The organism is Clostridium collagenovorans DSM 3089, from assembly GCF_900130005.1.
GTDB classification, from domain to species: Bacteria; Bacillota; Clostridia; order Clostridiales; family Clostridiaceae; genus Clostridium_D; species Clostridium_D collagenovorans.
Genome location: NZ_FQXP01000003.1, coordinates 52,120 through 78,532 on the forward strand (window position 1 = coordinate 52,120; position 26,413 = coordinate 78,532).

28 protein-coding genes are annotated in these 26,413 nt (G+C 28.6%); 26 read left to right on the top strand and 2 right to left on the bottom strand.

Features of this window, described 5'->3' with window-relative positions:
• Positions 1–58: 58 nt before the first annotated feature.
• From BUA48_RS00315 to BUA48_RS00335, 5 genes are all read left to right on the top strand, one after another.
• Positions 59–961 carry a hypothetical protein gene (locus tag BUA48_RS00315; protein WP_072828855.1) on the top strand — a complete coding sequence of 301 codons (903 nt, stop codon included), beginning with the start codon at positions 59–61 and terminating at the stop codon, positions 959–961.
• A 366-nt stretch (positions 962–1,327) separates the two neighbouring features.
• Entirely contained in the window at positions 1,328–2,191 is an 864-nt protein-coding gene (locus tag BUA48_RS00320; protein ID WP_072828857.1) for a hypothetical protein, read from the top strand.
• Positions 2,192–2,224: 33 nt separating this feature from the next.
• Positions 2,225–2,809, top strand: a complete 585-nt coding sequence (locus tag BUA48_RS00325; protein WP_072828860.1) for a sugar O-acetyltransferase — start codon at positions 2,225–2,227, stop codon at positions 2,807–2,809.
• A 144-nt stretch (positions 2,810–2,953) separates the two neighbouring features.
• Complete coding sequence (locus BUA48_RS00330; protein WP_072828863.1) at positions 2,954–3,370, top strand: NUDIX hydrolase; 417 nt, start codon at positions 2,954–2,956, stop codon at positions 3,368–3,370.
• 113 nt (positions 3,371–3,483) lie between these two features.
• Positions 3,484–3,936, top strand: a complete 453-nt coding sequence (locus BUA48_RS00335) for a hypothetical protein (RefSeq protein WP_072828866.1) — start codon at positions 3,484–3,486, stop codon at positions 3,934–3,936.
• Positions 3,937–4,196: 260 nt separating this feature from the next.
• Here the strand turns inward: BUA48_RS00335 and BUA48_RS00340 are convergent, their stop codons facing one another.
• On the bottom strand, positions 4,197–4,670 hold the full coding sequence (locus tag BUA48_RS00340) for a GNAT family N-acetyltransferase (RefSeq protein WP_072828868.1): 474 nt from the start codon (positions 4,668–4,670) through the stop codon (positions 4,197–4,199).
• Positions 4,671–5,051: 381 nt separating this feature from the next.
• On the opposite strand from BUA48_RS00340, the gene BUA48_RS00345 reads away from it, so the two are divergent.
• The 6 genes from BUA48_RS00345 to BUA48_RS00370 all read left to right on the top strand — a co-directional run bounded on the left by BUA48_RS00345 (position 5,052) and on the right by BUA48_RS00370 (position 11,453).
• Entirely contained in the window at positions 5,052–5,579 is a 528-nt protein-coding gene (locus BUA48_RS00345) for a DUF1697 domain-containing protein (RefSeq protein WP_072828871.1), read from the top strand.
• 93 nt (positions 5,580–5,672) lie between these two features.
• On the top strand, positions 5,673–6,191 hold the full coding sequence (locus BUA48_RS00350; protein WP_072828874.1) for a GNAT family N-acetyltransferase: 519 nt from the start codon (positions 5,673–5,675) through the stop codon (positions 6,189–6,191).
• A 203-nt stretch (positions 6,192–6,394) separates the two neighbouring features.
• On the top strand, positions 6,395–6,955 hold the full coding sequence (locus BUA48_RS00355; RefSeq protein WP_072828876.1) for an AAA family ATPase: 561 nt from the start codon (positions 6,395–6,397) through the stop codon (positions 6,953–6,955).
• A 353-nt stretch (positions 6,956–7,308) separates the two neighbouring features.
• Entirely contained in the window at positions 7,309–7,524 is a 216-nt protein-coding gene (locus tag BUA48_RS00360) for a DUF1653 domain-containing protein (protein WP_072828878.1), read from the top strand.
• Positions 7,525–7,574: 50 nt separating this feature from the next.
• The gene (locus tag BUA48_RS00365; protein WP_072828880.1) at positions 7,575–9,386 is read left to right on the top strand and encodes a sigma-54 interaction domain-containing protein; all 1,812 of its coding nucleotides are present in this window, start codon (positions 7,575–7,577) and stop codon (positions 9,384–9,386) included.
• A gap of 762 nt (positions 9,387–10,148) precedes the next feature.
• Positions 10,149–11,453: an L-cysteine desulfidase family protein gene (locus BUA48_RS00370; protein WP_072828882.1), complete on the top strand. Its 1,305-nt coding sequence runs from the start codon at positions 10,149–10,151 to the stop codon at positions 11,451–11,453.
• 85 nt (positions 11,454–11,538) lie between these two features.
• Here the strand turns inward: BUA48_RS00370 and BUA48_RS00375 are convergent, their stop codons facing one another.
• On the bottom strand, positions 11,539–12,699 hold the full coding sequence (locus BUA48_RS00375; protein WP_072828884.1) for an aminotransferase class V-fold PLP-dependent enzyme: 1,161 nt from the start codon (positions 12,697–12,699) through the stop codon (positions 11,539–11,541).
• A 212-nt stretch (positions 12,700–12,911) separates the two neighbouring features.
• Here BUA48_RS00375 and yedE point away from each other — a divergent pair, with 212 nt between their 5' ends.
• From yedE to BUA48_RS00450, 15 genes are all read left to right on the top strand, one after another.
• On the top strand, positions 12,912–14,012 hold the full coding sequence (yedE, locus tag BUA48_RS00380) for a YedE family putative selenium transporter (RefSeq protein WP_072828886.1): 1,101 nt from the start codon (positions 12,912–12,914) through the stop codon (positions 14,010–14,012).
• A complete protein-coding gene (locus BUA48_RS00385) occupies positions 13,990–14,205 on the top strand; it encodes a sulfurtransferase TusA family protein (protein ID WP_242944281.1) in 216 nt (71 codons plus the stop codon). Before yedE ends, BUA48_RS00385 begins: the two co-directional genes overlap by 23 nt.
• On the top strand, positions 14,205–14,447 hold the full coding sequence (locus tag BUA48_RS00390; protein ID WP_072828890.1) for a putative Se/S carrier protein: 243 nt from the start codon (positions 14,205–14,207) through the stop codon (positions 14,445–14,447). The genes BUA48_RS00385 and BUA48_RS00390 overlap by 1 nt, the downstream gene beginning before the upstream one ends.
• Positions 14,448–14,877: 430 nt before the next feature.
• A complete protein-coding gene (gene msrA / locus BUA48_RS00395; RefSeq protein WP_072828892.1) occupies positions 14,878–15,834 on the top strand; it encodes a peptide-methionine (S)-S-oxide reductase MsrA in 957 nt (318 codons plus the stop codon).
• A gap of 703 nt (positions 15,835–16,537) precedes the next feature.
• Positions 16,538–18,508 (top strand): class I tRNA ligase family protein, encoded by a 1,971-nt coding sequence (locus tag BUA48_RS00400; RefSeq protein WP_072828894.1) that lies wholly within the window; start codon positions 16,538–16,540, stop codon positions 18,506–18,508.
• Between the two features lie 75 nt (positions 18,509–18,583).
• Complete coding sequence (locus BUA48_RS00405) at positions 18,584–19,279, top strand: lantibiotic protection ABC transporter ATP-binding protein (protein ID WP_072828896.1); 696 nt, start codon at positions 18,584–18,586, stop codon at positions 19,277–19,279.
• 1 nt (position 19,280) lies between these two features.
• Positions 19,281–20,003: a lantibiotic immunity ABC transporter MutE/EpiE family permease subunit gene (locus BUA48_RS00410; protein WP_072828898.1), complete on the top strand. Its 723-nt coding sequence runs from the start codon at positions 19,281–19,283 to the stop codon at positions 20,001–20,003.
• A gap of 4 nt (positions 20,004–20,007) precedes the next feature.
• Positions 20,008–20,766: a lantibiotic immunity ABC transporter MutG family permease subunit gene (locus BUA48_RS00415; RefSeq protein WP_072828900.1), complete on the top strand. Its 759-nt coding sequence runs from the start codon at positions 20,008–20,010 to the stop codon at positions 20,764–20,766.
• A 12-nt stretch (positions 20,767–20,778) separates the two neighbouring features.
• Positions 20,779–21,438 (top strand): response regulator transcription factor, encoded by a 660-nt coding sequence (locus BUA48_RS00420; RefSeq protein WP_072830511.1) that lies wholly within the window; start codon positions 20,779–20,781, stop codon positions 21,436–21,438.
• Entirely contained in the window at positions 21,429–22,793 is a 1,365-nt protein-coding gene (locus BUA48_RS00425; protein ID WP_072828903.1) for a sensor histidine kinase, read from the top strand. Before BUA48_RS00420 ends, BUA48_RS00425 begins: the two co-directional genes overlap by 10 nt.
• A 213-nt stretch (positions 22,794–23,006) precedes the next feature.
• Positions 23,007–23,666 (top strand): acyltransferase, encoded by a 660-nt coding sequence (locus tag BUA48_RS00430; protein ID WP_072830513.1) that lies wholly within the window; start codon positions 23,007–23,009, stop codon positions 23,664–23,666.
• A 144-nt stretch (positions 23,667–23,810) separates the two neighbouring features.
• Positions 23,811–24,350: a GNAT family N-acetyltransferase gene (locus BUA48_RS00435; RefSeq protein WP_072828906.1), complete on the top strand. Its 540-nt coding sequence runs from the start codon at positions 23,811–23,813 to the stop codon at positions 24,348–24,350.
• Positions 24,351–24,826: 476 nt separating this feature from the next.
• On the top strand, positions 24,827–25,234 hold the full coding sequence (locus BUA48_RS00440) for a helix-turn-helix domain-containing protein (protein ID WP_072828909.1): 408 nt from the start codon (positions 24,827–24,829) through the stop codon (positions 25,232–25,234).
• A 9-nt stretch (positions 25,235–25,243) separates the two neighbouring features.
• On the top strand, positions 25,244–25,561 hold the full coding sequence (locus BUA48_RS00445) for a hypothetical protein (protein WP_072828912.1): 318 nt from the start codon (positions 25,244–25,246) through the stop codon (positions 25,559–25,561).
• A gap of 144 nt (positions 25,562–25,705) precedes the next feature.
• Positions 25,706–26,161, top strand: a complete 456-nt coding sequence (locus BUA48_RS00450) for a DIP1984 family protein (protein WP_072828915.1) — start codon at positions 25,706–25,708, stop codon at positions 26,159–26,161.
• Positions 26,162–26,413 lie beyond the last annotated feature (252 nt).

The window sequence follows — 26,413 nt, forward strand, 5'->3', positions numbered from 1 at the left end:
TTGAATACTTAATGCAGAGAGATTTTAAGAAGAATTAAAATATTCAGGGGGAATAGTAATGTGGTCTAAAAAAAGAGAAATTAATGATAATACAGCTTTTGCAATACTCCCAATGGTTATGAATATAGCAACTAATGTTGTATATTTTATACGTCAAGGGTCTTATGGTGCTCTAGAATTTGTTAGAGTTTTCAATATATTTACTTTAATTACTAGTGTTATTTGTTTCATTTTTATTTTATTTAATAAGGGTGAAAAGCTTTCACAGGATGAGAAGAAAGAAATTAGTAAGAGAATGAACGGTTTCAAGCTATTAAGTATAGTGTTTATTGCATATATAGGATTTACTGTTTTTAATGTAAGAAATTTAAATATAATTATTTCATCAGTTATCATTTTTTTAGGGTATATAAATTGTTATATAACTAAGATAAAGAGTAGTTATATTGGTAAGGTTTCTGAGACACAAAGAAATTGGAGGGCAGCCTATAATATCCCCTCCTATGATGATATTAGTTTTTTATGGAGAGTTAAGCCTATGCTACTACCACATGTATCTGTTAGTTTTGGTGAAAGAATTAAAAATATAGATTGGTATTTAACTATATTTATAATGGTGTTTACATATCCTTTTTTTATTGAATTTCATTTAGAATTTCTTCCATTTCTTGCAGTTGTATTTATATTTTTGGGCAAAAATGTAGTGTATATCTTAGATGTTATTTTTGGAATATACACAGAAACAGAAGGAATATGTACAGGCATTGTAATGAAGGAAAAAACCAAGGGTGGTAGAAGAATATACTATGAGATATATGTAACTGACTTTGAAAAGAAGAGAGAAATTAAATTTACACAATACGATTCTTGTAGTTATTCTGAAAATGACCCAATTAAGCTTGTTCATGGAGGACTTTCTAAGCACGTTATATCAACAAAGATTATAAATAAGAGATTTTAATTTAATGTAGAGATGCAATTCATAATATTATTAGAACGTGATAAAGAGAAAATTGAATAAGAAAAAAAGAGATTGCTATAAGATTGCTTCATATACTAGATGATGAAACAATAGCAGAGAAAACTGGCTTGTATATAGAAGAGGTTAAAAGATTAAGAAGAGAAAACTTTTAATTATAAAGATCTCATTTAAGGAAAATGAAAGATATAAAGTTTAGTGATAAAAACTATTGGCTTAAAGCAACTAAAGGAAACTTCAGAAGGTTTACTTTTTATTTATGTAAATATAATATATAATTTTACATAAATGGTTATTATATAATTTCAAAGTAAGGCTTATATAATAAATATAAAGATGGAGAAGGAAATGAGAATTAAAAAGGGAATTAATATAATTTTAATAAGTATAGCTTTGCTTTTATTGGTGAGTATAGGTATTAAAGTATATGATAATATGAATCAAAAACAAATAAGCAGAGAAATACAGAATAAAGCTGAAGAATATAGAAGCAAGTCTATGAGGTTTCCAGTTGAAATTAGAGGTGGAGAGTATAAGAGTATAGATTTAGGGTATGTAAACTTGCTTTATGAAGAAGATAATAATAAAAAGTTTGAAGAAGTTTCAAAAGATATTTTTATTGAGGAATGTGATACTAAATATTCAAGTTATGTCATAACTAAGGACACTACTTATATAGGAATAAATATAGATGGAGAGATTAAGTTTATAGAATATCCAGTTACAATAAGTGATGATTCTTTAAAAAACTTAAGAAACTTCATGATAGAAGTAAATGACCAAAGCATATATGTATTTCCATTCAATGATGGTAAACATTGTTTGATAGGAACAGATAAGGAACAATATATATTTGATATTGAATTAGGAAAAGTAAATTGGACAAGAGGTAACTATTATGAGTGTCCAAGTGTAAATATTTTTGATGATACCTTAGAATGTGGAGGAGATCTAAGTGCTAATACATATATATTTAATAAATATGGAGAATTAATAGAAACTATAAATCCACATGAGGATTATGTCAGTTTAATAGCATATGTATTTAAAATTCTTTTAATAATATTTATTTTTATTGTTCTTCAAAGAATAGTTAAATTTAATGTTAAAAGTATAGGTATAAGGATTTTAGTTAATGTAGTTATAGCATGTATTATTCTGGGATTACTTGGATTGTTAGGATTAGGTATTTTATTTACTTTTGGTTTGTAAAAATAAGTAAAATAGAATTTATAGGAGGTTATTATGACAGAAAGAGAAAAGATGTTATCAGGAGAAATTTATGATTGTGGAGATGCTGAGTTATTAAATCAATGGCATAAAGCAAAAAATTTAATCCGTGATTTTAATCAAATAGATTCTGAAAATCTAGAGAAAAAGAAAAGCATATTAAATGAACTACTAGGTGGAAGTGGTGAAAATCTATGGATCACAGCACCTTTTTATGTGGATTACGGTAATAATATTTATTTTGGAAATAACTGTGAAGTGAACATGAATTGTACATTTTTAGACGATAATAAAATTGTAATAGGAGATAATGCCTTAATTGCACCTAATGTACAAATATACACTGCCTTTCATCCTACAAATTCAAAGAATAGATTTGGAGCAAAGAAAGAAGATGGATCCTTTGAATTTTGTAAAACACAAACAGCCCCAGTTGTTATCGGTAATGATGTTTGGATTGGTGGAGGCGCAATTATTATGCCAGGGGTTACTATTGGGGATAATGTTGTAATTGGCGCAGGAAGTGTGGTAACAAGAGATATACCTTCAGATAAAATAGCCTATGGGAATCCATGTAGGGTTATAAGAGATAATATTTAGATTACAAAACATATCTGAATATTATAAAGAATCATTTTTGAACAACAAGTTAAATTAGAGTTTTTGAAATGAGAGGAATAGTAGTAAAATAGATTTTCAACCTATTTAGTAGGTTTTTAGAAGAAACATTGTGGAGGGGTATAAGTGAATATAGAGTTTAATGTTATTGCTATATGGGATAGCAACTGTGAAAAAATGCTTATGTGTAAACGCAGAAGAAATCCATATAAGGGGTTGTATAATCTAGTTGGAGGAAAAATTGAGAAAGATGAAGAGGGCTTAAGTGCAGCTTATCGTGAGCTTGAAGAAGAAACAGGGATTTCTAAAAATGAAACTATTTTAACACATTTAATGGATTTTACTTATTATTTACCGAGCATTAAGGTGGAAGTCTATGTGGGGCGTTTAAATAAGGAATTTAAAGTACATGGGGATGAAAATGATTTAGAGTGGATAGACATAAATCAAAACTTCTTTGACACTTCAAGATTTGCAGGAGAAGGAAATATTGGACATATATTAGAACATATCATCTTATCAAAAGAAGTACTTATGAGATAGGCATAAAAAGTATTAAATTTAAAATAAATATAAAAGTAGTAGTATTCCAGTATATTTTAAAATGTAAGTAAGATATTTTAATAACTATCAGGGTAACTGAAAGGAAGATAAATATGACAAGATGCAAAGAATGTTATGCAGAAGAAAATCGTATTACACCTTTGTTGAGGGAAGAAGATTGTTTACAAAATCATGAGCAGTATATATGTGGAGTTTGCGGTAGATGTATTTGTATTGGCAAAGATGAGAAGAGAAATGTACAAAGATGGAACTTTCCTTTTAAATCTTTAGATATAGCTAAGTTGTATTTAAGAACAGCTGATTTTACAATGAAAAAACCTTGTGGAATCTATGAGATATTTAATATTACAGGAAGAAAATCATATAAAATATTTACTAGTATTGAAGAGTTACAAAGCTATCTTAAAAAGAATAAAGATAAAACTTGTTACTTAATGAAACCAGTTTATATAAAAGATAGATATGAGGAGTTTCCTAATACCAAAATCAAATTTTTGAATAAAATAGAAGTAGAGAGATACTTATTTGAGAAATTAAAAAGATAAAATAAAATTAAATCTTTATCTGCTTTAAGTTATTTAGTGAAAGTAACGGTAGATAGATTACTATATTGATAATTGAAAATATTGAATAGAAAAATCATGATAAGGTGTAAAAATAAATAAACTCTTACTTATAGAGACTATAATTAAGAGTTTATTTATTTTCAGCTTCTTTTTTAATAAGTATTCATATTAAGTATTAAAAAAGTGAACAAATATGATTTTTGATTTTAACTCGAAATATGCTAAAAGTGTAAATTACTTTATTCTGCACTAAATTTATAGTAGGTGAAGGTATCATCATCATAAAGATGCTTAAATCCTAACTTTTCTAAGATGTGTATACTTCTAAGGTTTCTATGTACTGCATCTGCATGAATAATCTTAAAACCTAAGGTATTTATTGCATAATCAATTAATAATTGTTGTGCCTCTGTACCATATCCTTTTCCTTTAAATGCATCATTAATTAAATGAATACTTAAAGTACAACTTAAATTTTCTTTATCTATTTGTTTTATTTGGATTTCTCCAATAGTCTTGTCATTATAGCATATTGCAAAGAAAAGTCTACTTGTATCTAAAACTTTCTTTTCATAATATCTATCAACTTTTTCTTTATCATAAGTATAAATATTATAAGTCATTGCAGGGTCCGAAACGTAATCTTTAAAAAACTCATGACATCTTTCTAATGTATAGGGTGCTAAAAAAATCCTTTTTCCTTGTAATATCACTTTAACCACCTCATTAATTTAGACTCTTACTTCATTTAAAATATATTTATGTAGCCATTTGTATTTCTATTATACACTAATAATAGAATATAATTCCATGAGGGCTAAATAAAATTTTAGGTAAAAAGCATTATGAAGAATTTGAGAATCTTTTTAATTTTTCAAATACATGGTATAATTTATGAAAAAATGGCAATTGAATTTGGTATTAAAATGATATGATAAGAAGTTAACTTTAATATAAGAGATATTTTACTGAGAATTAGGAGTTAATAAGAGAACATAATTAATGAAAGCTTGAGAATTATTAAGTATGAATTAAGCAAATTTAAGTTTTTACATAATAATGAAGTTTAAATTTACACAGGAGGAATATTATTAGTGAGAATTATAGCATTACTTAGAGGGGTAACACCTAATGGTAAAAATAGAATACCTAAAATGTCTTATTTAGTTGAGATACTAGAAGATTCAGGATTTAAAAAAGTTGAAACATATATTCAAAGTGGAAATATATTATTAGAAACAAATTTATCACATTCAGAAATAGCTTCTAAAATACATGATCTTATATTTGAAAAAATAGGCGCTGAATTATCAGTAATAATAAAAACTAAAGAGGAATTAGAGGGAGCTATTAAAGAAAATCCATTTGATGATACTTATGATTTTTCAAGAATTCATTTGGTATTTACTAATGATAATATAGATGATGTAAAGTTAAAAAAGGTAAGAGAGATTGCTTTTGACGGAGAAATATTTTTCAATGGAAGTGAATGTTTTTACATGTATTTACCTCGTGATGCATCAAAGAAAAAACTAAATAATAATTATCTAGAAAGACAGTTAGGGATTGTTTGCACAACGAGAAAACTAAATGTAATAAAACATCTATATAGCAAGGTCTAGGATTAATTAAAAGGTTAAACTGTATTACTAATATATTATGAATATGAGGAGGGGTTGGCAAAAGTTTTTATGAGGCATTAGGGGGGAATAGCTATGATAGAAAAATCCTTAGAAACAAATAGATTAATAATTAAGAGAACTAAAAAAGAGGATACATCATTTTGTATAGATATGTGGTTAGATGATGAGATGGGAAAATATTTATCGGACCCTCCACGTAATGCAGCTGGTGATATATATTTGAAATGGAGAGATAACATAGAAATCTATGGAGGATGTTATTATTTTGTTGCAGTTTCAAAGGAAAATGGAGAGTATATTGGGGCATGTAGTGCAGTTCCAAGTGAAGACAGGAAACATTGGGATTTAGGATATAGTGTGCATAAAAAGTATTGGCGTCAAGGTTATGCTACAGAAATCATAAGAGAATTGATTAACTTTTGCTATATAAATGGTGGGCGTAAGATTACAGCGGATGTAGCAAAATTAAATATAGGGTCTAATTCTGTGTTGAGAAAGCTTAATTTTTATATTGAAAAAGAAGGAACTTTTAAGAAAAGTGGAACTGATATTATTTATGAAAATTATACTTATAGACTAGATTTAAAATAATATTAAAGAATGTTATTAGAATATCAAGTAGAGAATAGAGGTAGTTTATTTACAAAATATATATTTTAGAGGCAAATAGACTATTTATATGTTGTAGGGGTAAGTAAAAAATTCAAATTAGATATAGGTATTAGGGAAATTTGAAAATTTATATAATAATAAGTTTAAAAGTTAATTTTAAGTTAAAATAGGGGGATATAGCCATGAAATTAGTAATAATATTTGGACCGCATGCTGTTGGGAAAATGACAGTAGGACAAGAATTAGAAAAGTTAACAGAGCTTAAATTATTTCACAATCATATGACAATAGATATTGTATTAGATTTATTTAAGAACATACCAGCAGAAAGAAGTAGATTAACTTCATTATTTAGAAAAGAAATTTTTGAAGCTTTCTCTAAAAGTGATGAGTATGGAATGATATTTACATTTATGTGGGCTTTAGATGATAAAGAGGATTGGGATTATATAAGTTCTGTTGAGAATTTATTTGCATCTAGAGGAGGAGAGGTATATTATGTTGAACTGACTGCAGATTATGATTTGCGTTTAGAAAGAAATAAGACTGAGAATAGACTTTTAAATAAGCCAAGCAAAAGGAATATTCAGCAATCGGAAAAAATATTTAAAAATTTAGAAAATTGCTACAGATTAAATTCAAATGAAAATGAAATACAAAAGAAAAATTATATAAAGATTGATAATACAAATCTTGAACCTGAAGTAGTAGCAAATATGATAAAAGAGAGATTTTTATTATAAGTAACTCATTATAGAAGTTTATTAAAGTCTCAATTTGTAAATTTAAAATGTTACCATAATAATTAAAGTGGACAAATTAATTTTTGTCCACTTTAATAGGTTTTATTATTAAAACTGCTTTAAAAGAAGTGGACATTTACTATGAAATTCTTATTGGTTAATATAAGTGTAATAGAGTGAGTTGTCCATTTTTTAGTTTGAATTAAAGTATAGAAGTTATTAGGAATCAGGATTAGTATGTTATATATTTAAAAATTACATAAAATTACTTTGATGTATTCATAGGTTTTTGCTATGCTAGAGTTAAGAATTATAGTAAAGTATAATAGAATAATTGTGAGGGTAACATTAAAATGGATAGAGAAATTAAAATAGGTAAAAAGTATAAGCATTTTAAGGGTGGAGAATACTTGGTGCTTCATATAGCAAAGCATTCAGAAACAGAGGAATTAATGGTAGTATATCAACCTTTGTATGGAGAAAGAGGAATATGGGTACGACCTTTAAAAATGTTTTTAAGCCAAAAAGAAGTTAATGGAGTAATGGTAAATAGATTTGAGGAAATGTAAACTTTAAAAATATATTTCAAAATAAAGTTTATTTATAAGGTGGTGAGAAATTGTCATTAGATAGCATAAGAGATTCTGTTCAGGAGGTAGCTGAGGCTATATCCGAGGTTTTAAATGTAGATGTTACAATTGTGGATCACGAACTTAATAGAATAGCGGCTTCTGGCAAATATAAGAGGTTTATTGGTACTAAGATACCTGCAAAATGCTTGTTTGAAAGAGTTCTTAGTGAGAAAAGACCCCTATGTCAATTAAGAGATGGAAAAAATAATAATATAGCAGATGAGAATTTTGCATGTTTACAGTGTGCAGCTAGAAGTACGTGTTTAGAGCTTGCAACGGTTGGATATCCAATTCTTAAAGACAGCGAAATAATAGGGATAATAGGAATTAATATTTTAAGTGAAGATAAGCTTAATTTAGTTAATGAAAACTTTAAGTCAACTATGGCTTTCTTAGAAAAACTAAGTAGTTTACTTGTTGGAGATGTAATTTATAAGGATATAATTAAGACTCTTGAAATTCAGCATGAAGAAAATCAGCATTTGATTGAAGGTCTAAGTAAGGGGCTTTTATCCATTGATGATAAGGGTATTATAAAATATATCAACAAGAAGGCTCAGAAGTTATTAACAGGAAAGATTTCAAATAAAAAATATAAATATATAAATGAAATAATAGAAGAGTTCGATTTACAGTGGATTCTAAAGGGTGAAAAAATTAATAACAAAAGTATAAGAAATGATGAGATACTTTTAAAAATAAACCCTGTTGTACTTAAGGGACGAGTTGTAAGTGCAATAATTGAAATAAGTAAGAAAAGTGATGAAGTAAGAGACGCTTATAAACTTATAGGTAAAAGTAAGGTTATAAGATTTCAAGATATTTTAGGGCAAAGTGCAAGTATACAAGAGGTTAAGGAACTTGCGAAGAACATATCCCATAGTGATTCTACTGTACTATTAAGAGGAGAAAGTGGAACAGGAAAAGAATTATTTGCAAGGGCTATACACTTTGAAAGTTTAAGAGCGGATAAACCTTTTGTTGCTATTAACTGTGCTGCCATACCTGAAAATTTATTAGAAAGTGAATTCTTTGGATATGAAGGTGGGGCTTTTACTGGCTCTAAAAGAGAAGGGCAAATAGGAAAATTTGAATTAGCCAGTGGTGGAACAATATTTTTAGATGAAATAGGGGATTTACCTATTTATCTTCAACCTAAAATTTTAAGAGTACTACAAGATAGATGCTTTGTAAGAGTTGGTGGAAGAGAAGAAGTTGAAGTAGATGTTAGAATAATAGCAGCTACTAATAGAAACTTAGAAGAAATGGCAGAGAAGGGTGAGTTTAGAGAGGATCTTTACTATAGATTAAATGTTATTCCAATATATTTACCTTCCTTGAATTGTAGAGAAGAGGATGTATTATTAATAACAAATGTGCTTATTAATAAATTCTGTACTAAATATAATATTGAACTTAAGGAATTGTGTCCAGAAGTAAAGAGGATTTTCAAGGAATATCCTTGGCCAGGAAATATTAGAGAATTACAAAATGCTATTGAATATATGATAAATATATGCACAGGCTCTATTATTGGAAAAGAAAGCTTACCTTTAGCAATGAAAAGGTATATAGGGGAAGGAAATGCTACACCTGGAAAGAAAAAAGTTGAGATAGAAGAAGTAAAAGCAGACCTTAGTTTAAAAGAACGAGTAGAGGATTATGAAAGGAATCTATTGAAAAGCTTACTTTGTAAACATGGTAATACTGCAGAGGGAAAAAATCAAATTATAAAGGAACTAAAAATAGATTTATCAACTTTATATAGAAAGTTAAACAAGTATGATTTGCAAAAATAAGATAAAATAAATAATTTATTTTATCAAAGTAAGAAAGGTATTCTTTTAGAAATAATAAGATTTTTGCAAATATGAGAAAGAAGTCTTAAACTCTATAAAGTCTTTTGCAAAAGTGCAAAAAGTATTAAATAGCAAGTTTTCATAGGTGCTAGGCTGTAAATGAAGGTTTATAAGTGTAGTTGCATGAAAACTTGTTTTATTTTTCATAAGAATTCAGTATATAAATAAGTATTCAACTAATATAAATAGGCGTTTTTGCAAAAATGCAAAAATTTATGTTTGGATTTTTGCAAAAATGAGAATGAAAATAAGCAATTGTAGAAAAAAGCTATAAATTAAAATTTTAAAAATATAAATAAACTTAAGGAATATATTAATAAATAGAAAAAGTTAAGAAAATAAAGAAAAAACCTTATAATATTTGAAATTCAACTCTAAAATCCTCAAAAACTTAAAGAAAAAAATAAAAATATAAATAAAAAATAGAAAAAACTTAAAATATTTAAAGTTTGGCATGTAAATTGCTTAATAAATAGTGTAATAATAAATTAAAATTTTTACTTAACTCATAAAAATATATATTTTGTAGTGAAAAAAATATTTTCCTATTTATAGCTTTAGTTAAAAAGCTTATAAGAAAATAAAATTAAGCAATGGAGCTTTTATTACAAAATATATATAAGAAAATTTTACTGATTAATTAAATTAATGAAGAGGATAAAATATCTTATAATAGGTATTTACATGGAGGAGAATAGAATTATGACAGTTATGGATTTACAATTATTAGAGGAAGAATTATTAAAGGCTATAAAAACTGAAACAAAACCAGCTATAGGATGTACAGAACCAGTAGCAGTAGCTCTTGCAGTTGCAACAGGTAAAAAATACTTTGATAAAAAAGTAGAGCATGTTAAAGTTGATGTAAGCCAAAATATATTTAAAAATGGTAAATCAGTTATAATTCCTAATACTGAGGAATGTGGTGTTGATATAGCAGCAGCTTTAGGATTAGTATGTGGAGATGCAGATGCAGTTCTTGGAGTTTTCAAGAATGTAGAAGATAAATTTGTAAAGGAAGCTAAGGAATTAATAGCTAACAACACTGTTGTTGCAAGTCCTTTAATAGGCTCTGAGCCAGTATATATTAAAGTTGTAATTACTGGTGAAGGGGATACTGTAGAAGTATTATTAAGAGGATCTCACACTAATATTGAAAGTGTTATAAAGAATGGAGAAGTAGTTTTTGAAAATAAAAAGGAAGAAGCAGTAGATTCAGTTAAGATGGATCCAGATTTCTTTAAGAAATTGGACTTTAAAACTTTAAGAGAAGTTGCTGAAAATATTGATATTAATAAATTAGACTTCATACCAGAAGGTATTGAAATGAATAAAAAAGCAGCAGAAGAGGGTCTTAAAAAGAATAAAGGCTTAAGATGGGGAGCTTCTTTATTAAGATTACAAGAAGAAGGAAAATTAGCTAAGGATACAATAACTAAGGCTAGAATTTTAACTGCTGCAGGTTCAGATTTAAGAATGGGTGGAGGTTTATGCCCAATAATGACTAGTGGAGGAAGCGGAAACCAAGGTTTATGCGTAATTCTTCCTATAACAGTTGTAGCAGAGGAACAAAATATAGAAAAAGAAAGATTATATAGAGCTATTTTCTTAGGTCACGCAGTTAATAACTTTGTTAAAAAGTACACTGGAAAACTTTCAGCAATGTGTGGATGTGCTATAGCAGCAGGTATTGGTGCTGGTGCAGCTATAACTTGGATGTTAGGTGGAACAGATGAACAAATTCAAGGTTCTGCACAAAACTTATTAGCAAACTTAACTGGTATGGTTTGTGATGGAGCTAAAGAAAGCTGTGCTATGAAATTATCTACATCAGCTGCTGAGGGAATAATGGCTGCATACCTTGCTTTAGAGGATGTAGTTGTACCAACTAACACTGGTATAATAGCTAAGAGCATAGAAGGAACTATTAATAATGTAGGAAAACTATGCAAAGATGGTTTAGCAAAAGCAGATGATGTAATGTTAGATATAGTGATTAACAATTAATTAGATAGATTTGTACCTTTCATGATTTGATTTTTAAAACACAAAAAATGCGACTTCTATTTGAAGTCGCATTTTTTACTTTATATTACATTAAATCTTCCTTAAGTACCTCTTTAATAGCCTTTATAGCAGTGTTTACATCTTCAATAGTATTGAAGTATCCAAAGCTAAATCTAACAGTTCCATGTGGAAAAGTTCCAAGAGTTTTATGTGCAGAAGGTGCACAGTGAAGTCCACATCTAGTCATAATTCCATAGTTCTTTTCTAAGAAGTAGGAAATTACAGCATTATCAAGGGGAGAAAAATCAAGAGATACAACAGCAACTCTATTTTCTGTACCCTTTAGTCCTGCTATTTTTGCTTCTTTTATAGAAGATATACCCTTTAAAAATTCTTCTGTTAAATATAATTCCTTCTCATGAATTTTATCTATACCAGTTTCTAAAATAAACTTAAGAGAAGCATTTAATCCAAAAATTCCTGGTACATTAGGAGTTCCACCCTCGAATTTATCAGGCATATAATCAGGTTGTACTTCGCTTTCAGATAAACTTCCAGTACCACCTTCAACAAGAGGATCTACAGAATTAACTAAGGAATCATCAATTAAGAATCCACCAATTCCTTGAGGCCCTAATAATCCCTTATGTCCTGTAAAGGCAATTATAGAGGCATTTATTTCTTTGAAATCTATAGGAATAACCCCTGCGCCCTGTGCAGAATCCACAATAAAAATCAAGTTATGTTCTTTGCATATCTCTCCAATTTCTTTTAATGGAAGTCTTGTCCCACAAACATTTGAAGCAGCAGTCATTAAAACAGCCGTTGTTTTCTTATTAATAAATTTAACTATATCCTTAGGACAAAGTTCACCTTCCTTAGAACAAGGAACTTTATGTACTATAACATTATTTTTAGTAAGAGATGTAAGTGGTCTAGTAACAGCATTGTGTTCCATTGAAGAAATTATGATTTCGTCTCCAGACTTTAACAATCCCTTCAAAATAACATTTAAGCTTTCAGTTATGTTTCTTGTAAACACAACATTTTCAGCTTTATCAAAATTAAATAGCTTACAAACTAATTCCCTAGTTTCAAAAACAGTTGATTCAGCTTTGAAAGAACTAGAATAAGCACCTCTATTAACATTACAGCCTAAAGAATTTAGATACTCATAAACTGTATTTGCAACGGTTGGTGCCTTTGGAAAAGTTGTTGAAGCATTATCTAAATATATCTGACTCATTGAAAATCTCCTTTTGTATTACTTTACTTTTAATATACACCATTCGTTGAATAAAACAATAGTTTTAGTATAATTTATTTTTTTAGACAATAATTGATAAAACCAATAGATAACAGGTTAATTATAGAAAATAACAATTTAACTTTATGTTGCCAATTTGTTAAAATTTTATTATGAAATTAAAAATATTAAAAAAGGGGGCCAATCCTATTATGAAAGACAAAAAGGTTTTTTTAGGTATTATTGGTGCAGGAGCAATCATAGGTCTTTTATCAGCTCTATTAGTTAAGCTTGGAAATCCAGGAAACATGGGAGTTTGCGTAGCTTGCTTTATTAGAGACACTGCAGGTGCATTAGGTTTACATGGTGCAAAGGTAGTTCAGTACATAAGACCAGAGGTAGTTGGTATAGTTTTAGGGGCATTTTTAGTTGCAGTAGCTTCTAAGGAATTCACAGCAAAAGGTGGTTCTTCACCTTTCATAAGATTTATCTTAGGTGCAGTTGTAATGATAGGTGCGTTAATGTTCTTAGGATGTCCATTAAGAATGGTTCTAAGAATTGGTGGCGGAGATTTAAACGCAATCGTAGGCTTAGTTGGTTTTGCAGCTGGTATAGGTGTAGGTATATTCTGTTTAAACAAAGGTTTCTCATTAAAAAGAAGCTACAAATTAAACAAATTAGAAGGATATGCATTCCCATTAGTTCAATTAGTTTTACTTGGATTATTAGCAGCAGCACCAAGTATAATTTTATTCAGTGCTGAAGGTCCAGGATCAAAACACGCTCCTATATTAGTAGCATTAGGTGTTGGAGCAGTTGTTGGTGTACTAGCACAAAAAACAAGATTATGTATGGTAGGTGGAATAAGAGATTTCATCTTATTTAAAGACAGCTATTTATTATTAGGATTTATCGGAATTATAGTATTTTCATTCATAGGAAACTTAGCTTTTGGACAATTTAAATTAGGATTTACTGGACAACCTATAGCTCATAATGATGCATTATGGAACATTCTTGGTATGTTCGTAGCTGGATGGGGAAGTGTACTTCTAGGAGGATGTCCATTAAGACAATTAATATTATCTGGAGAAGGTAATATAGACTCAGTTATAACTATTTTAGGTATGTTTGTAGGTGCAGCTTTCTGTCATAACTTCAAGTTAGCTTCAAGTGGAGAAGGCCCAACACCAAATGGAAAAATTGCTGTTATACTTTGTATGGTGGTACTAGCAGTTATATCATATGCATTTAGAGAAAAATTCTCAGCAAAACAATCTAAAAAGGTAGGTGTTAAAGTTGAAGCAAATTGATACTAGAGGAATGTCTTGTCCACAACCACTTCTTATGACTAAAAATGCTCTTAAAGATTCTGTAAAAGAGATTGAAGTTGTAGTTGATTGTGGAGCACCTAAAAGTAATGTTACTAGATTTTTAAACAACTCAGGTTTTAAAGTGACATCAACAGAAATTGAAGATGGGTGCATATTAAAGGCTACAAAATAATGAAAGAATTTTTAAGTTTATTTTACACACATTCAGGAGCTATTAAGTTTCAAAGAGCTATTGAAGGTAAGGGAATGAGTGGAGAGCTTATGCCAGTACCTAGAAAATTAAGTTCTAACTGTGGTATCGGATGTAGGTTTAGCTATGAAGAACCTATTGAGAATTTAATAAGTGAAGAAATAGAGAAAATCTTTGAAATAAAAGATAAAGAATATATAATGGTCTACGAAGAAGAAGAGTAAAATAAAAATATCATAAGAAGAATTAAAGGCTATACGGCACATGCTGTATAGCCTTTTTATTAAAAACAATTTTGAAGCTTAAATTCATTGTATTTAGTTTTACTATTATAAAATATTTAACTTGTATTTTAAAGTTAATACTATATAATAATTGTTATCAAGTAGTGCATAAATTATTTAGTGTTTCTTACTAAAGGTAAAAATAAGTGCTATAAATGTTATAACTATAAGTAAGATATATTGAGATGGAAATAATAAGGTAGAAGCATTAAAAGTTTTGAATTACATAAAATAAAAATATACTTTAGAAAACTTAATAAAATCTTTTAAGAAAAAAGATTAAGAATCTTAAATAAGGTCATATAGTATAGCTTTAAAATTATAAAATTTATGTTTAGAAATAAATATTACATTGAGAGGAGTGAAATTTATGAATAATAGCAGTATTGCAACTTTTGCTGGTGGGTGTTTTTGGTGTATGGTAAAGCCCTTTAATCAATGGTCAGGAGTGGAAAAGGTAGTTGTAGGATATACTGGTGGACATAAAGAAAATCCTACTTACCAAGAGGTTTGTTCAAAGAATACTGGGCACATAGAAGCTGTTGAAATAACCTATGATGAAAGTAAAATATCATATAATGAACTACTAGATATATTTTTTAAAAGTATAGATCCAACAGATAATGACGGGCAGTTTGGAGATAGAGGCGAAACCTATCGTACAGCAGTATTTTTCCATAATGATGCTCAAAAGAAAGAGGCAGAGAATTATATTCATAATCTAGAAAGTAGCGGTAAGTTTGATAAACCTATTGCTGTTAAGCTTTTACCTGCAAAGCCATTTTATCCAGCAGAGGAAGAGCACCAAAATTATTATAAGAAAAATAAACTTCATTATAATTTATATTTTAAGGGTTCAGGAAGAAAGAAGTTTATTGAAGAAAATAATTATATAAATAACTTCGATAAAGATAAACTTAAAGAGAGATTATCTGATATAGAATATAAGGTTACTCAAGAACAAGGAACTGAAATGCCTTTCCAAAATGCCTACAATGATCATTTTGAAGAAGGTATTTATGTAGATGTAGTAAGTGGTAAACCTCTTTTCTCATCAAAGGATAAATTTAAATGTAGCTGTGGATGGCCAGCTTTTGCTAAACCTATAATGGAAACAGCTCTTTATGAAAAGTTAGACTTAAGTCATGGAATGCATAGAGTGGAGGTTAGAAGCACTTCAGCGGATTCACACCTCGGGCATGTTTTCGAAGACGGGCCAAGGGAATTAGGTGGAAGACGTTATTGCATTAACTCCGCATCATTAAAGTTTATACCAAAGGATAAAATGAATGAAGAGGGCTACGGAAATTATCTTGAATTACTATAAATGAATAGAAAAGTTGTAGTAAGCTAATACTTTCTTTATAGTAAAGTTAATTGACACTTTAATGTTAAAGAGTATATAATTATAGAAGCAAAGGCAATGAAAAGAGCAGTAGTTATAAAGGAATACACAGAGAGTTTCCTAGTAGGTGAAAGGGAAGTTAGGAATTTATAATGAAACAAGTCTTGGAGCTGCATACGGATCTTATAAAAATGTATTATAAGTGATGCTATGACGTTTGTTCACGTTACAGAACTAAAGTATGATTTTTTCTAGTATTTTAGAAGGATGGTGTACTTGATGAGTCTAAGATGGTGACATTTTAGAAAAAAAGGGTGGTACCGCAAAATAGAATTTTGCCCCTGTAGATAGATTTCTACAGGGGTTTTTTGATGTTCAAAAACTTATAAAATACATGTAGTATATGTAATACTGTGTATTATAGAGTTTCCAATTAGCTATCTTTATCATATTTAGAAGTATACTTATTAAATAAATATATAAATATTTATATTTATAGGTAAATAATTAACTTATAAATTAAAGACCAATAGAGAAATAATAATTTAGTTTTAACATTGAAATTATATATGAAATAAAAAATATAAAACAACTTGATATTACAGTAGAAGTGATAACAAGCAAGAAGGGAGGATTTATTGAGAGTTTTGTATTTAAAGTACAATATTCTCGATAAAGGTAAAATATGATAAGTAAAAGATTAGATAAAAATGAAAGACCAGTATTTCCTAAGAAAGCTGTAATTACAGCAGGTATGCCTTATGGAAATAAAAACCTTCACTTTGGGCATGTTGGAGGTATGTTTATTCATGCAGATATATTTGCAAGATTTTTAAGAGATAGAATAGGAAAGGAAAATGTAATTTTTGTATCTGGTACAGATTGTTATGGTTCACCTATCCTTGAGAGCTATAGAAAGCTAAAGGAAGATGGATATGAAAAGACTATGGAGGATTATGTTAAGTCTAATCATTTAAGTCAAAAGGAAACCTTAGAGAACTACAATGTTAGCTTAAATCTTTTCGGTGCTTCTGCTTTAGGAAGAACTGGGGAAATTCATGATGAGACTTCAAGGGAAATATTTAATACATTATTTGAAAATGGATATATAAGAAAGATGTCCACTTTACAGTTTTATGATGAGGAGAAAAATGTATTTCTTAATGGAAGACAAGTAACAGGAAAGTGTCCAATTGCTGGATGTAATTCTGACAAGGCATATGCAGAGGAATGTTCCTTAGGTCATCAATACATGGCATCAGAATTAATTAATCCTATTAGTACTTTATCAGGTAAAAAGCCAGTATTAAAGAGTGTAGAGAACTGGTACTTTACATTAGAAGACTCTATGGAAATCATGAATGAGCTTAATGAGTTTCTAAAGAGAAATACTAATAGAAGAAAGTATGAGCTTAAGGCTATAGATGAATTTTTAAAGAAACCAGTAATATATGTTCCAAGAAAATACATTGAGGACCTTAGTGAATTAGAAGCTAAATTCCCAAATCATGAAACAATTGATGAGGAAAAGAAATCCTTTGTAACCTTTGTTTTTGAACACCTAGAAGATAGAGATAAGGCTAAAGAAACACTAGATAATTTAAGCATTAATTACACAAGTGGTAAGACTTTAGTTCCTTTTAGATTATCAGGAAATATATCTTGGGGAGTAAAAGTACCAGATAGAGATGAGCTTAAGGGTTTAACATTTTGGGTTTGGCCAGAATCATTATGGGCACCAATATCCTTTACAAAGGCATATTTAGAATCAATAGGAGAGGATCAGGAGAATTGGCATAAATGGTGGGATGATGAAGATTCCATGGTATATCAATTTATAGGAGAGGATAATATTTACTTCTATTCAATAGCTGAAATGGCAATGTTTACTGGCCTTAAAATAGCTAAAAATGAAGATGTAGATATTTCTAAGGTTAAATTGCCTCACATTATTCCTAATAAACATGTTTTATTCATGGATAAAAAAGCTAGTAGTAGCTCAGAAATTAAGCCACCTATGGCAGATGAGTTATTAGAGCATTACTCAAAGGATCAATTACGTATGCACTTTATGAGTTTAGGATTATCCTCAAAAAGTGTTGGATTTAAACCTCAAGTTTATATGAAAGAAGAAGAAAAAGCAGGAGTAGATCCAGTTTTAAAGGAAGGAAACCTTTTAACTAATGTATTTAATAGACTTATTCGTTCATGCTTCTATACATTACAAAGCATAGATGAAAGTATTCCAAGAGAAGAAGTAAGTCCTAAAGTAAAAGAGTTAACAGAAAAAGCAGTATTAGAATATGAAAGACATATGTACAATCACGATTTCCACAGAATAGCATATGTACTTGATGAATATATAAGAGAAGTAAACAAACATTGGGCTAAAAATATTAAAAATGAAGAATTAAAAGCGCAAGTAATAGCAGATTGCTTCTATGCTTGTAAGGTAATAGCAATATTAGTTCACCCTATAGCACCAGAAGGCTGTGAAATGTTTAGAGAGTATTTAAATATTGATGAAGAATTATGGAACTGGGATAAAATATTAGATCCTATTAATTCATACTTCAAAGATGGTGAAAATCATAAATTTAAATTCCTTGAACCAAAGGTTGATTTCTTTGAAAAAATGGAGCATCAATATCAATAAATAGATAAAACTTATAAAATTCTTATAAACACCCCTTATACTTAAATCAAAATTAAGTATAAGGGGTGTTTTTTCATGGAGTATATAGTAAAAACAGAAAAGTTAAGTAAAGTTTATAATGGACAAGAAGTTAATAATGAAATATCAATATCAGTAAAAAAGAATTCCATATATGGACTTTTAGGACCTAATGGTGCTGGAAAATCAACATTACTTAAGATGTTAACAGGAATGATAAGACCAACAAGTGGGGAGATTTTATATTGCGGAAGACAATGGGAAAGAAAAGATTTATTAAGCATAGGAGCTTTAATAGAAGAACCAGCAATATATGAAAATTTAACTGCAAGGGAGAATTTAAAGGTAAGAACATTGATTTATGGATTACCAGATTCACGTATTAATGAGGTGCTTAAGATAGTTAAGTTAACGGATACAGGAAATAAAAAAGCAGGTAAGTTTTCTCTTGGAATGAAACAACGTTTAGGAATAGCTATTGCATTGGTAAATAATCCAAAGTTATTAATTTTAGATGAGCCAACAAATGGACTAGATCCCATAGGAATTGGGGAGCTTAGAGAACTTATTCGATCTTTTCCAGAGAAGGGGATAACAGTTATATTATCAAGTCATATTTTATCGGAAGTAGAATTAATGGCAGATCATATAGGAATCATTGCTAAAGGAAAGCTTTGGTATGAAGAAGAAATAGAAAAGGATAAAAACTTAGAAAATGTATTTTTAGATGTAGTTAGAAAGGCAGGGGTATAATATGATTTCTATGATAAAAGCAGAATTATTAAAGCAAAGGCATACCTTCCAGAAGAGATTAGTTTGGATTGCACCAATTATAACCATAGTAATAGCTAATATTCTTATGGGGAAAGAGTATGTACAAAGTGCAGCTTACAACTGGTGGTATGTTCTTATATTACCCGGAACATTAACTATGATGAGCTCATTTCTTATAGTTAATGAGGAAAAGAGAAAATTTCATGGTATGTTTAATATTTTGATAGATGTAAAAAAGTTATGGTATAGCAAAATAATTATTTGTACCCTATATTTAGCTTTAACATCCATGGTATTTTGGGTGGGAATTACAATCTTAGGTTTTATATTCGGTAATAAAATATCTATATTTAATAGCTTTGTTGCATCAATATTATTATTTATATTATTTTTATGGCAAATACCCTTATGGATGTACCTATCAATGAAGAAGAATACAGTATTTTCTATGATACTTAGCATCATATGTAATTTTGGAATTGCTGTACTTTGTGCAGTAAAGTCTATGTGGTGGATTCCTTTTGCTATTCCAGCAAGGGTTATGATTTCTGTAATAGGGGTTTTACCTAATGGATTAAAGGCTGAATATGGAAATGCTCTTATGCATGGTGGAGTTATTCCAGTGGGTATAGCAATAACAGTAAGTTTATATTTGATTTTATCATATATTACAGCAAAGTCTTTTGGAGCAAGGGAGGTTTAGTGAAATGGTGACATTTAGAAATTATTTAAAAGCTGATTTATACAAATTTAGTCACTCTAAAATAATTATAAGTCATTTGATTATTCCAGTAATAGGAATAATTTTAATGATAGCTTACTTTACAATTTCTTCCTTAGGAGAATTAGAAAAAATCTCTGCGTATATGCAGATTATATCAATTGCCTTTCCTTTAATCATTTCCATGGTAATAACTATGGTTTATGAACAGGAAGAAGAAGCAAAAGGGTTTCAATATTTTCTTTCAACAGCAAGTAAAAGGTATGTTCCTCATACAAGCAAACTAGTTTTATTAGTTATCTTTGGAATGGTATCTACATTAATAAGCATTGTAGGATTTGGAATAATATTTAATATCTTAAGTGAGCAGAATATTAGTGTAATATTTTATATAAAAGAAGCAGTTATTATCTTCATAAGTAATCTTCCAATATATGTGATACAATATTTATTAGCATTTTCTTTTGGAAAGGGTGCAGCTATGGGACTGGGAGTTATTGGGACTCTTATTACAGCACTTATGTTAACTGGCTTAGGAGATGGTATTTGGTTTATATTGGCATGGGGATATTCAACAAGATTATCTTCATATTTTTTCCAATATGAAATGATGAATAACTGTAATTTAGCAGTGCAGAGTGAAGTAAATATAGCTATAATTTCAATAATACTTTTTATAATAATAGGAATAGTATCTCTAATAGTTTTCAGTAATCATTGGGAAGGAAAAAAAGAGAGTTATTAAGTGGGTGAGAAAGTGAGTAATATTTTAGTAATTGATGATGAAGAGGATATTTGTAAATTAATAAAAAATGCTTTAAGCAATCAAAAATATATAATTGAAACGAGAAATAATGCAATTGATATTTCGGTTGATGAACTTAAAAAATTTGATTTAATATTAATGGATGTTATGATGCCTAAGATAGATGGATTTACATTATGTAAAAGGATTCGTGAAGAAATTGATTGTCCAATAATATTTATAACAGCAAAAATACTAGAAGAAGATATTATTGAAGGCTTTTCAATAGGTGGAGATGACTATATAAAAAAGCCCTTTAGCATACTAGAATTAAGGGCTAGGGTTGCAGCTCATTTAAGACGTGAAAATAGGGAACATCACAATACTTTATCAACTAATGGATTAAGGTTTGATTTACAAGCTAAGGAATTATTTTTTAATGATATAAAAATATCTCTTACAAAGGGAGAATACAATATTTGTGAGCTTTTAGCAAAACATAAAGGACAAGTATTTTCCTTAGAACAAATATTTGTGAAAACATATGGGTATGACAAGAATAGTGATAATAGTGCAATAAGAGAGCACATTAAAAATATTAGAGCTAAAATTAACCTATATATAGATAATCCAATTGAAACAGTTTGGGGTGTTGGTTATAAATGGATATAATTAAAAAGAAGGAAGTAACACTATATAATATATTTTTAAGGTATTTAGTTAGTTTTTGTGTACTAACACTTGTAGCATTATTTTTGTCGATATTTATTTTTGGAATTGGTGTAAGTACAGGAATAGTATTGACAGCTGATTATGCTCAAAATAACGTAGAGGAGTTTAAAAAAGATCTTTTAGCAAAAGGAAATGTAGATAAAGATAGTATAAAGTATCCATATAGGTATGGCTTTTATAATAAAAATTTAGAAGTAATTAGTAGTAATTTTAATGAAAAGCAATTAGATGAAGCTTATAAATATTTAAATGGAATTAGTATAAAGGGCAAGTATATCTATACATCAATATCATTAAATGATGGAACTTGTGTAATATCATATGATATAAAGGCACATTTTTCATCGGAGTATATGAATAATATATTCCCCTATCCAGAGTTAATTATGATTATTTTATTTGTTGTTTCATTTATAATAATTTCTATTATTCTTATTAAAAACTTTGGTGAAAGATTAAAAGGTGAATTAAGTCCTTTAAAAAAATCTACGGAACTAATAATGCAGCAAGACTTAGACTTTGAAGTAACACCTACTAATATAAGAGAATTCAATGAGGTATTAATATCTATAGAAAATATGAAAAATGCATTGAGAAAATCCTTAGAAACACAGTGGAAAGCTGAACAAAGGAGAAAGGATCAAATATCAGCACTTGCACATGATATAAAAACTCCATTAACAATTATAAAAGGCAATGCTGAATTGCTATCAGAGGATGAAGCTTTAAGTGAAGATAAGGAATATGTAGATTTTATTATTAAGAACTCTAATAAAATTGAAAAATATATTTCAATTTTGATAGAAATATCAAAGGCTGAGAATGATATAGATTACAGTATGGAAACTATAGATTTTAATAGTTTCTTGCAAGAACTAAGGTGCGAAACTGAAATGTTGTGCAAGAGAAAAGATCTTAAAAACTCTATTGAGGTTAATAATCCTCCTGAAAGTTTTCATGGAAATTCAGAACTCTTAATAAGGGCACTTACTAATATAATAGTTAATTCTGTAGAGTATTCAAGTGAGGAGGATAAAATAGAGATCTTAGTTAATTGCCATAATAATAAATTAAACTTTACTATAAAAGATTGTGGAAAAGGTTTTTCAGAAGAAGGACTAAAAAATGCTACAAACCAATTTTATATGGAAGAATCACATCGTAGAGCAGGCAAACACTATGGGATAGGATTATACATTACAGAAACCATAGCAAAGAAGCATGGAGGAGAATTAGTGCTTAAAAATAGAGAAGATGGAAAGGGTGCAGAAGTTTCCTTAATTATTCTAAGATAAATATGTTTCAAAAGTATATAAGTTTAGATAGGTTTTTGAGTAACGTATAAATCTACAATAAGATTATTATTTTATAATTTTATTGTAGATTTATTATTTTTGTTTTAGAAAATACTGGTTTTTATTCTATAAATTATATATAATGCTAATATAAAGTTCTCAACGATTATATTATATGATGAAATAAATAATAGGAGGATTATGAGGATTATAATGAAAGTTTCTGTAAATGAATTATTAGACATTGAAGAATTAGATGCAAGAGCCATATTTGAAGGGGTTAAGTATCCTTGGGAAGCTCTTACAGAAATTAAGGATTTCATTTTTGAATATGCAAAAAATCTTCCAAGTGATTTTGAAAGAATAAAGGAATTTGTATGGGTTGGTAAAGGTACTACTATAGAAAAAAGTGTTCTTATAAACGGCCCAGCCATTATAGGTTACAATTGCGAAATCAGGCATTCTGCATATATTAGAGGCAATGTTATCATTGGTAATAATGTTGTAATTGGAAATTCAACTGAAATTAAAAATTCAATCCTCTTTAATAAAGCTCAAGTTCCCCATTATAATTATGTTGGTGATTCAATATTAGGGTATAAAGCTCATCTAGGGGCAGGAGCAATAACCTCCAATTTAAAATCTGATGGAACATTAGTAAAAGTAAAATATGGCAAAGATATTATTGAAACTGGTTTAAGAAAATTTGGTGCAATTGTAGGAGATTCAGCTGAAGTGGGATGTAACTCAGTTTTAAACCCGGGTACAATAATAGGAAAAGATAGTATTGTCTATCCATTAACTTCTGTAAGAGGTTATATTCCAGAGAAGAGTATTTTGAAAAGTAATGGTGAAATTGTAGAGAGAAAATAAAGTCAAAGAACCATGATAGGGTATTAATATTGTAGTTTTTCATTTTTTAATAACTGATTTTACAATTACTTTTCTTAGTATTGATGATACATCAAAAAAATCAAATGTTTTTTATAAATAATAACTATAGGAGGGAAAATAGTTATGATATTTTGTAAAACAGGAGAATTAACTATTCGTAGTTTAGAACTCTCGGATAAGCAGTTTTTAGTAAAATGGCTTTCAGATATCCATGTTCTTGAATATTATGGTGGAAGAGACAATCCATATGATGAAAATATGGTGGAAAAGAAATTCTACACTAGTAGTAATAAAACAAGATGTATAATTGAGTACTCGAATGATCCCATTGGTTATATTCAATTTTATCATATCAGTAAAGAAGAATATGAGGAATATGGTTATACCGGTATTCATAAAATTATTTATGGAACAGATCAATTTATTGGAGAAACTAAATACTGGGGACAAGGCATAGGGACAATGGTAATGAAAGAAATGGTAAATTTCTTAATAACAGAAATGGATACACAGAAGATAGTCTTAGACCCACAAGATAGAAATAAGAGAGCAATTAGCTGTTATGAAAAAAGTGGGTTTAAAAAAGTGAAAATTCTTCCGAAGCATGAATTGCATGAAGGGAATTTACAAGATTGTTGGTTAATGGAATATAATGTGTTGTAATGTAATTATAATAAAAGCAATGGTTATATTTGAAATAAATGATTAAATTATGGTAGGATTGATATAATTAGTTCATCTGAATCAAGGAAATCTATAGAAGTAGCAAAAAAAATATTACACCTATTAGATTATAAAATAATATAGGAAAAAACAGAATTAAATGTAGATAAAATTAAAGAGTTAAGTAAAGAAAATTTTTAAGATAGGTGATGAATCTATCTTATTTTTTATCCATAAATTTAGTTTTATAATTAAGAAAATAGTGTTAAGTTACTATAACTAATACAATTAATATCATGGTAATTTCAGTGTATAATGGTAACTATATGAAATTATAAAATTAAAACAAAAATGGTTGAAAGCCTTATAAACTGTGGATGTAAAAGAATTTTTACATAGAAAAATCCTATTGTAAAAGCATTTTGATAGATTAATAACTTTAAATATGAGAAGGTATTAGTGAAAGGAGAAGTATTATGGATGTTGGAAAAAAAATAAAGGATGCACGAGTAAAGTCTGGATTAACTCAAGAAAAAGTAGCAGAAAAAATAGAAGTTTCTAGGCAAACAATATCAAATTGGGAGAATGAAAAGTCTTATCCAGATATCATAAGTGTAATAAGATTGAGTGATATCTATAGTATTAGTTTAGATGAACTGTTGAAAGGAGACTCTGATATGATGAAATATTTGGAGGATAGTACGGATGTTGTTAGTAGTAATAAAAAGTTACTAATGGCTATTGGCGTCAATTGTTTACTATTTATTTTGTTTATATTTTTCAATGGTATTATAGGGAAAAATACTTATCTAATGATAGGTAGTGTGACTTTAGGAATTCTAAGTACAACGGCATTATTCTATCAAGTAATTAAGAAGTTTTAGGGGGATATTATGTGGTATTTAATTATAGTTATTTTTGTGGCAATGTTAGGGGCTTCAACTCTTGCTTATCAAGTTTATAAGATGACAGAACTTGATGCTGAGTGCAGGGGATTAAAACATCCGAAGTTCTGGGGAATTTTTTCATTAAGCGGACAAGGATCTGGAGGATTACTACTATATTTAATTGGGAGAAGAAAGTATCCTTCATCTATGAGCAATTCTGATAAACTTATAATGGAATCAAGAAAAAAGAAAGCAGCTGTTTCATTAACTTTTCTAGCAGTATCAACTATTCTTTTATTTACAATTTGTATTTTAAAATTTTAAGTATAGGTTAAAAAAACTAGTATATATTTTACTATATGAAACAATATGAGAAAAACCTTATATAAACCTTAAAGATAACCGAAAATCAGTGTATAATAGTAAATAAATATAAAAGGTAAAAGTAAGTGAAAATGGGGTGAAGATGTGAAATTAGCAGAAGCATTAAACTTAAGAGCGGATTTACAAAGAAGAATTGCATCTTTAAAAGAAAGATTAATAAAAAATGCGAAGGTTCAAGAAGGTGATACACCAGCTGAAGATCCAAAGGTACTTTTAAAAGAACTAGATAATAATATAGTAGAACTAGAAAATATTATAAAGGCAATAAACAAAACTAATAGTTCTACCTATGTGGAAAATGAGAGTATAGCAGATCTTATAGCCAAAAGAGATGCATTAGGGTTAAAATTATCAGTTTTAAGAGGATTTTTAAGTGAGGCCTCAGACAAAGTTGAGAGATATTCCAATAAAGAAATAAAGGTTTTAAGTACAATAAATGTAGCAGAAAAACAAAAAGAAATAGATAAACTTTCAAAGGAATATAGATTGTTAGATACAACATTGCAAGGATTAAATTGGACAACTGATTTAATAGAATAAAATTCAGATGGTAATTTATAAGGGTGAACATAAACTCTGCTAATTGAGATGTGAATTAGCTCAAGATGAGCATATACGGAACCAATGTGCAAATAGTAAAAGATGAGTTCAGTAATGTTACAAGGGTAAAGTTAAGTATTAATGTTAAAACCGTATGTTAACTTATAAATGAGGGTGGGATGGGGGACTTAATAGTATAAATAAAGTAAATATGGCTTATATATTAAGTGGAAGATGTAAATATACTATATT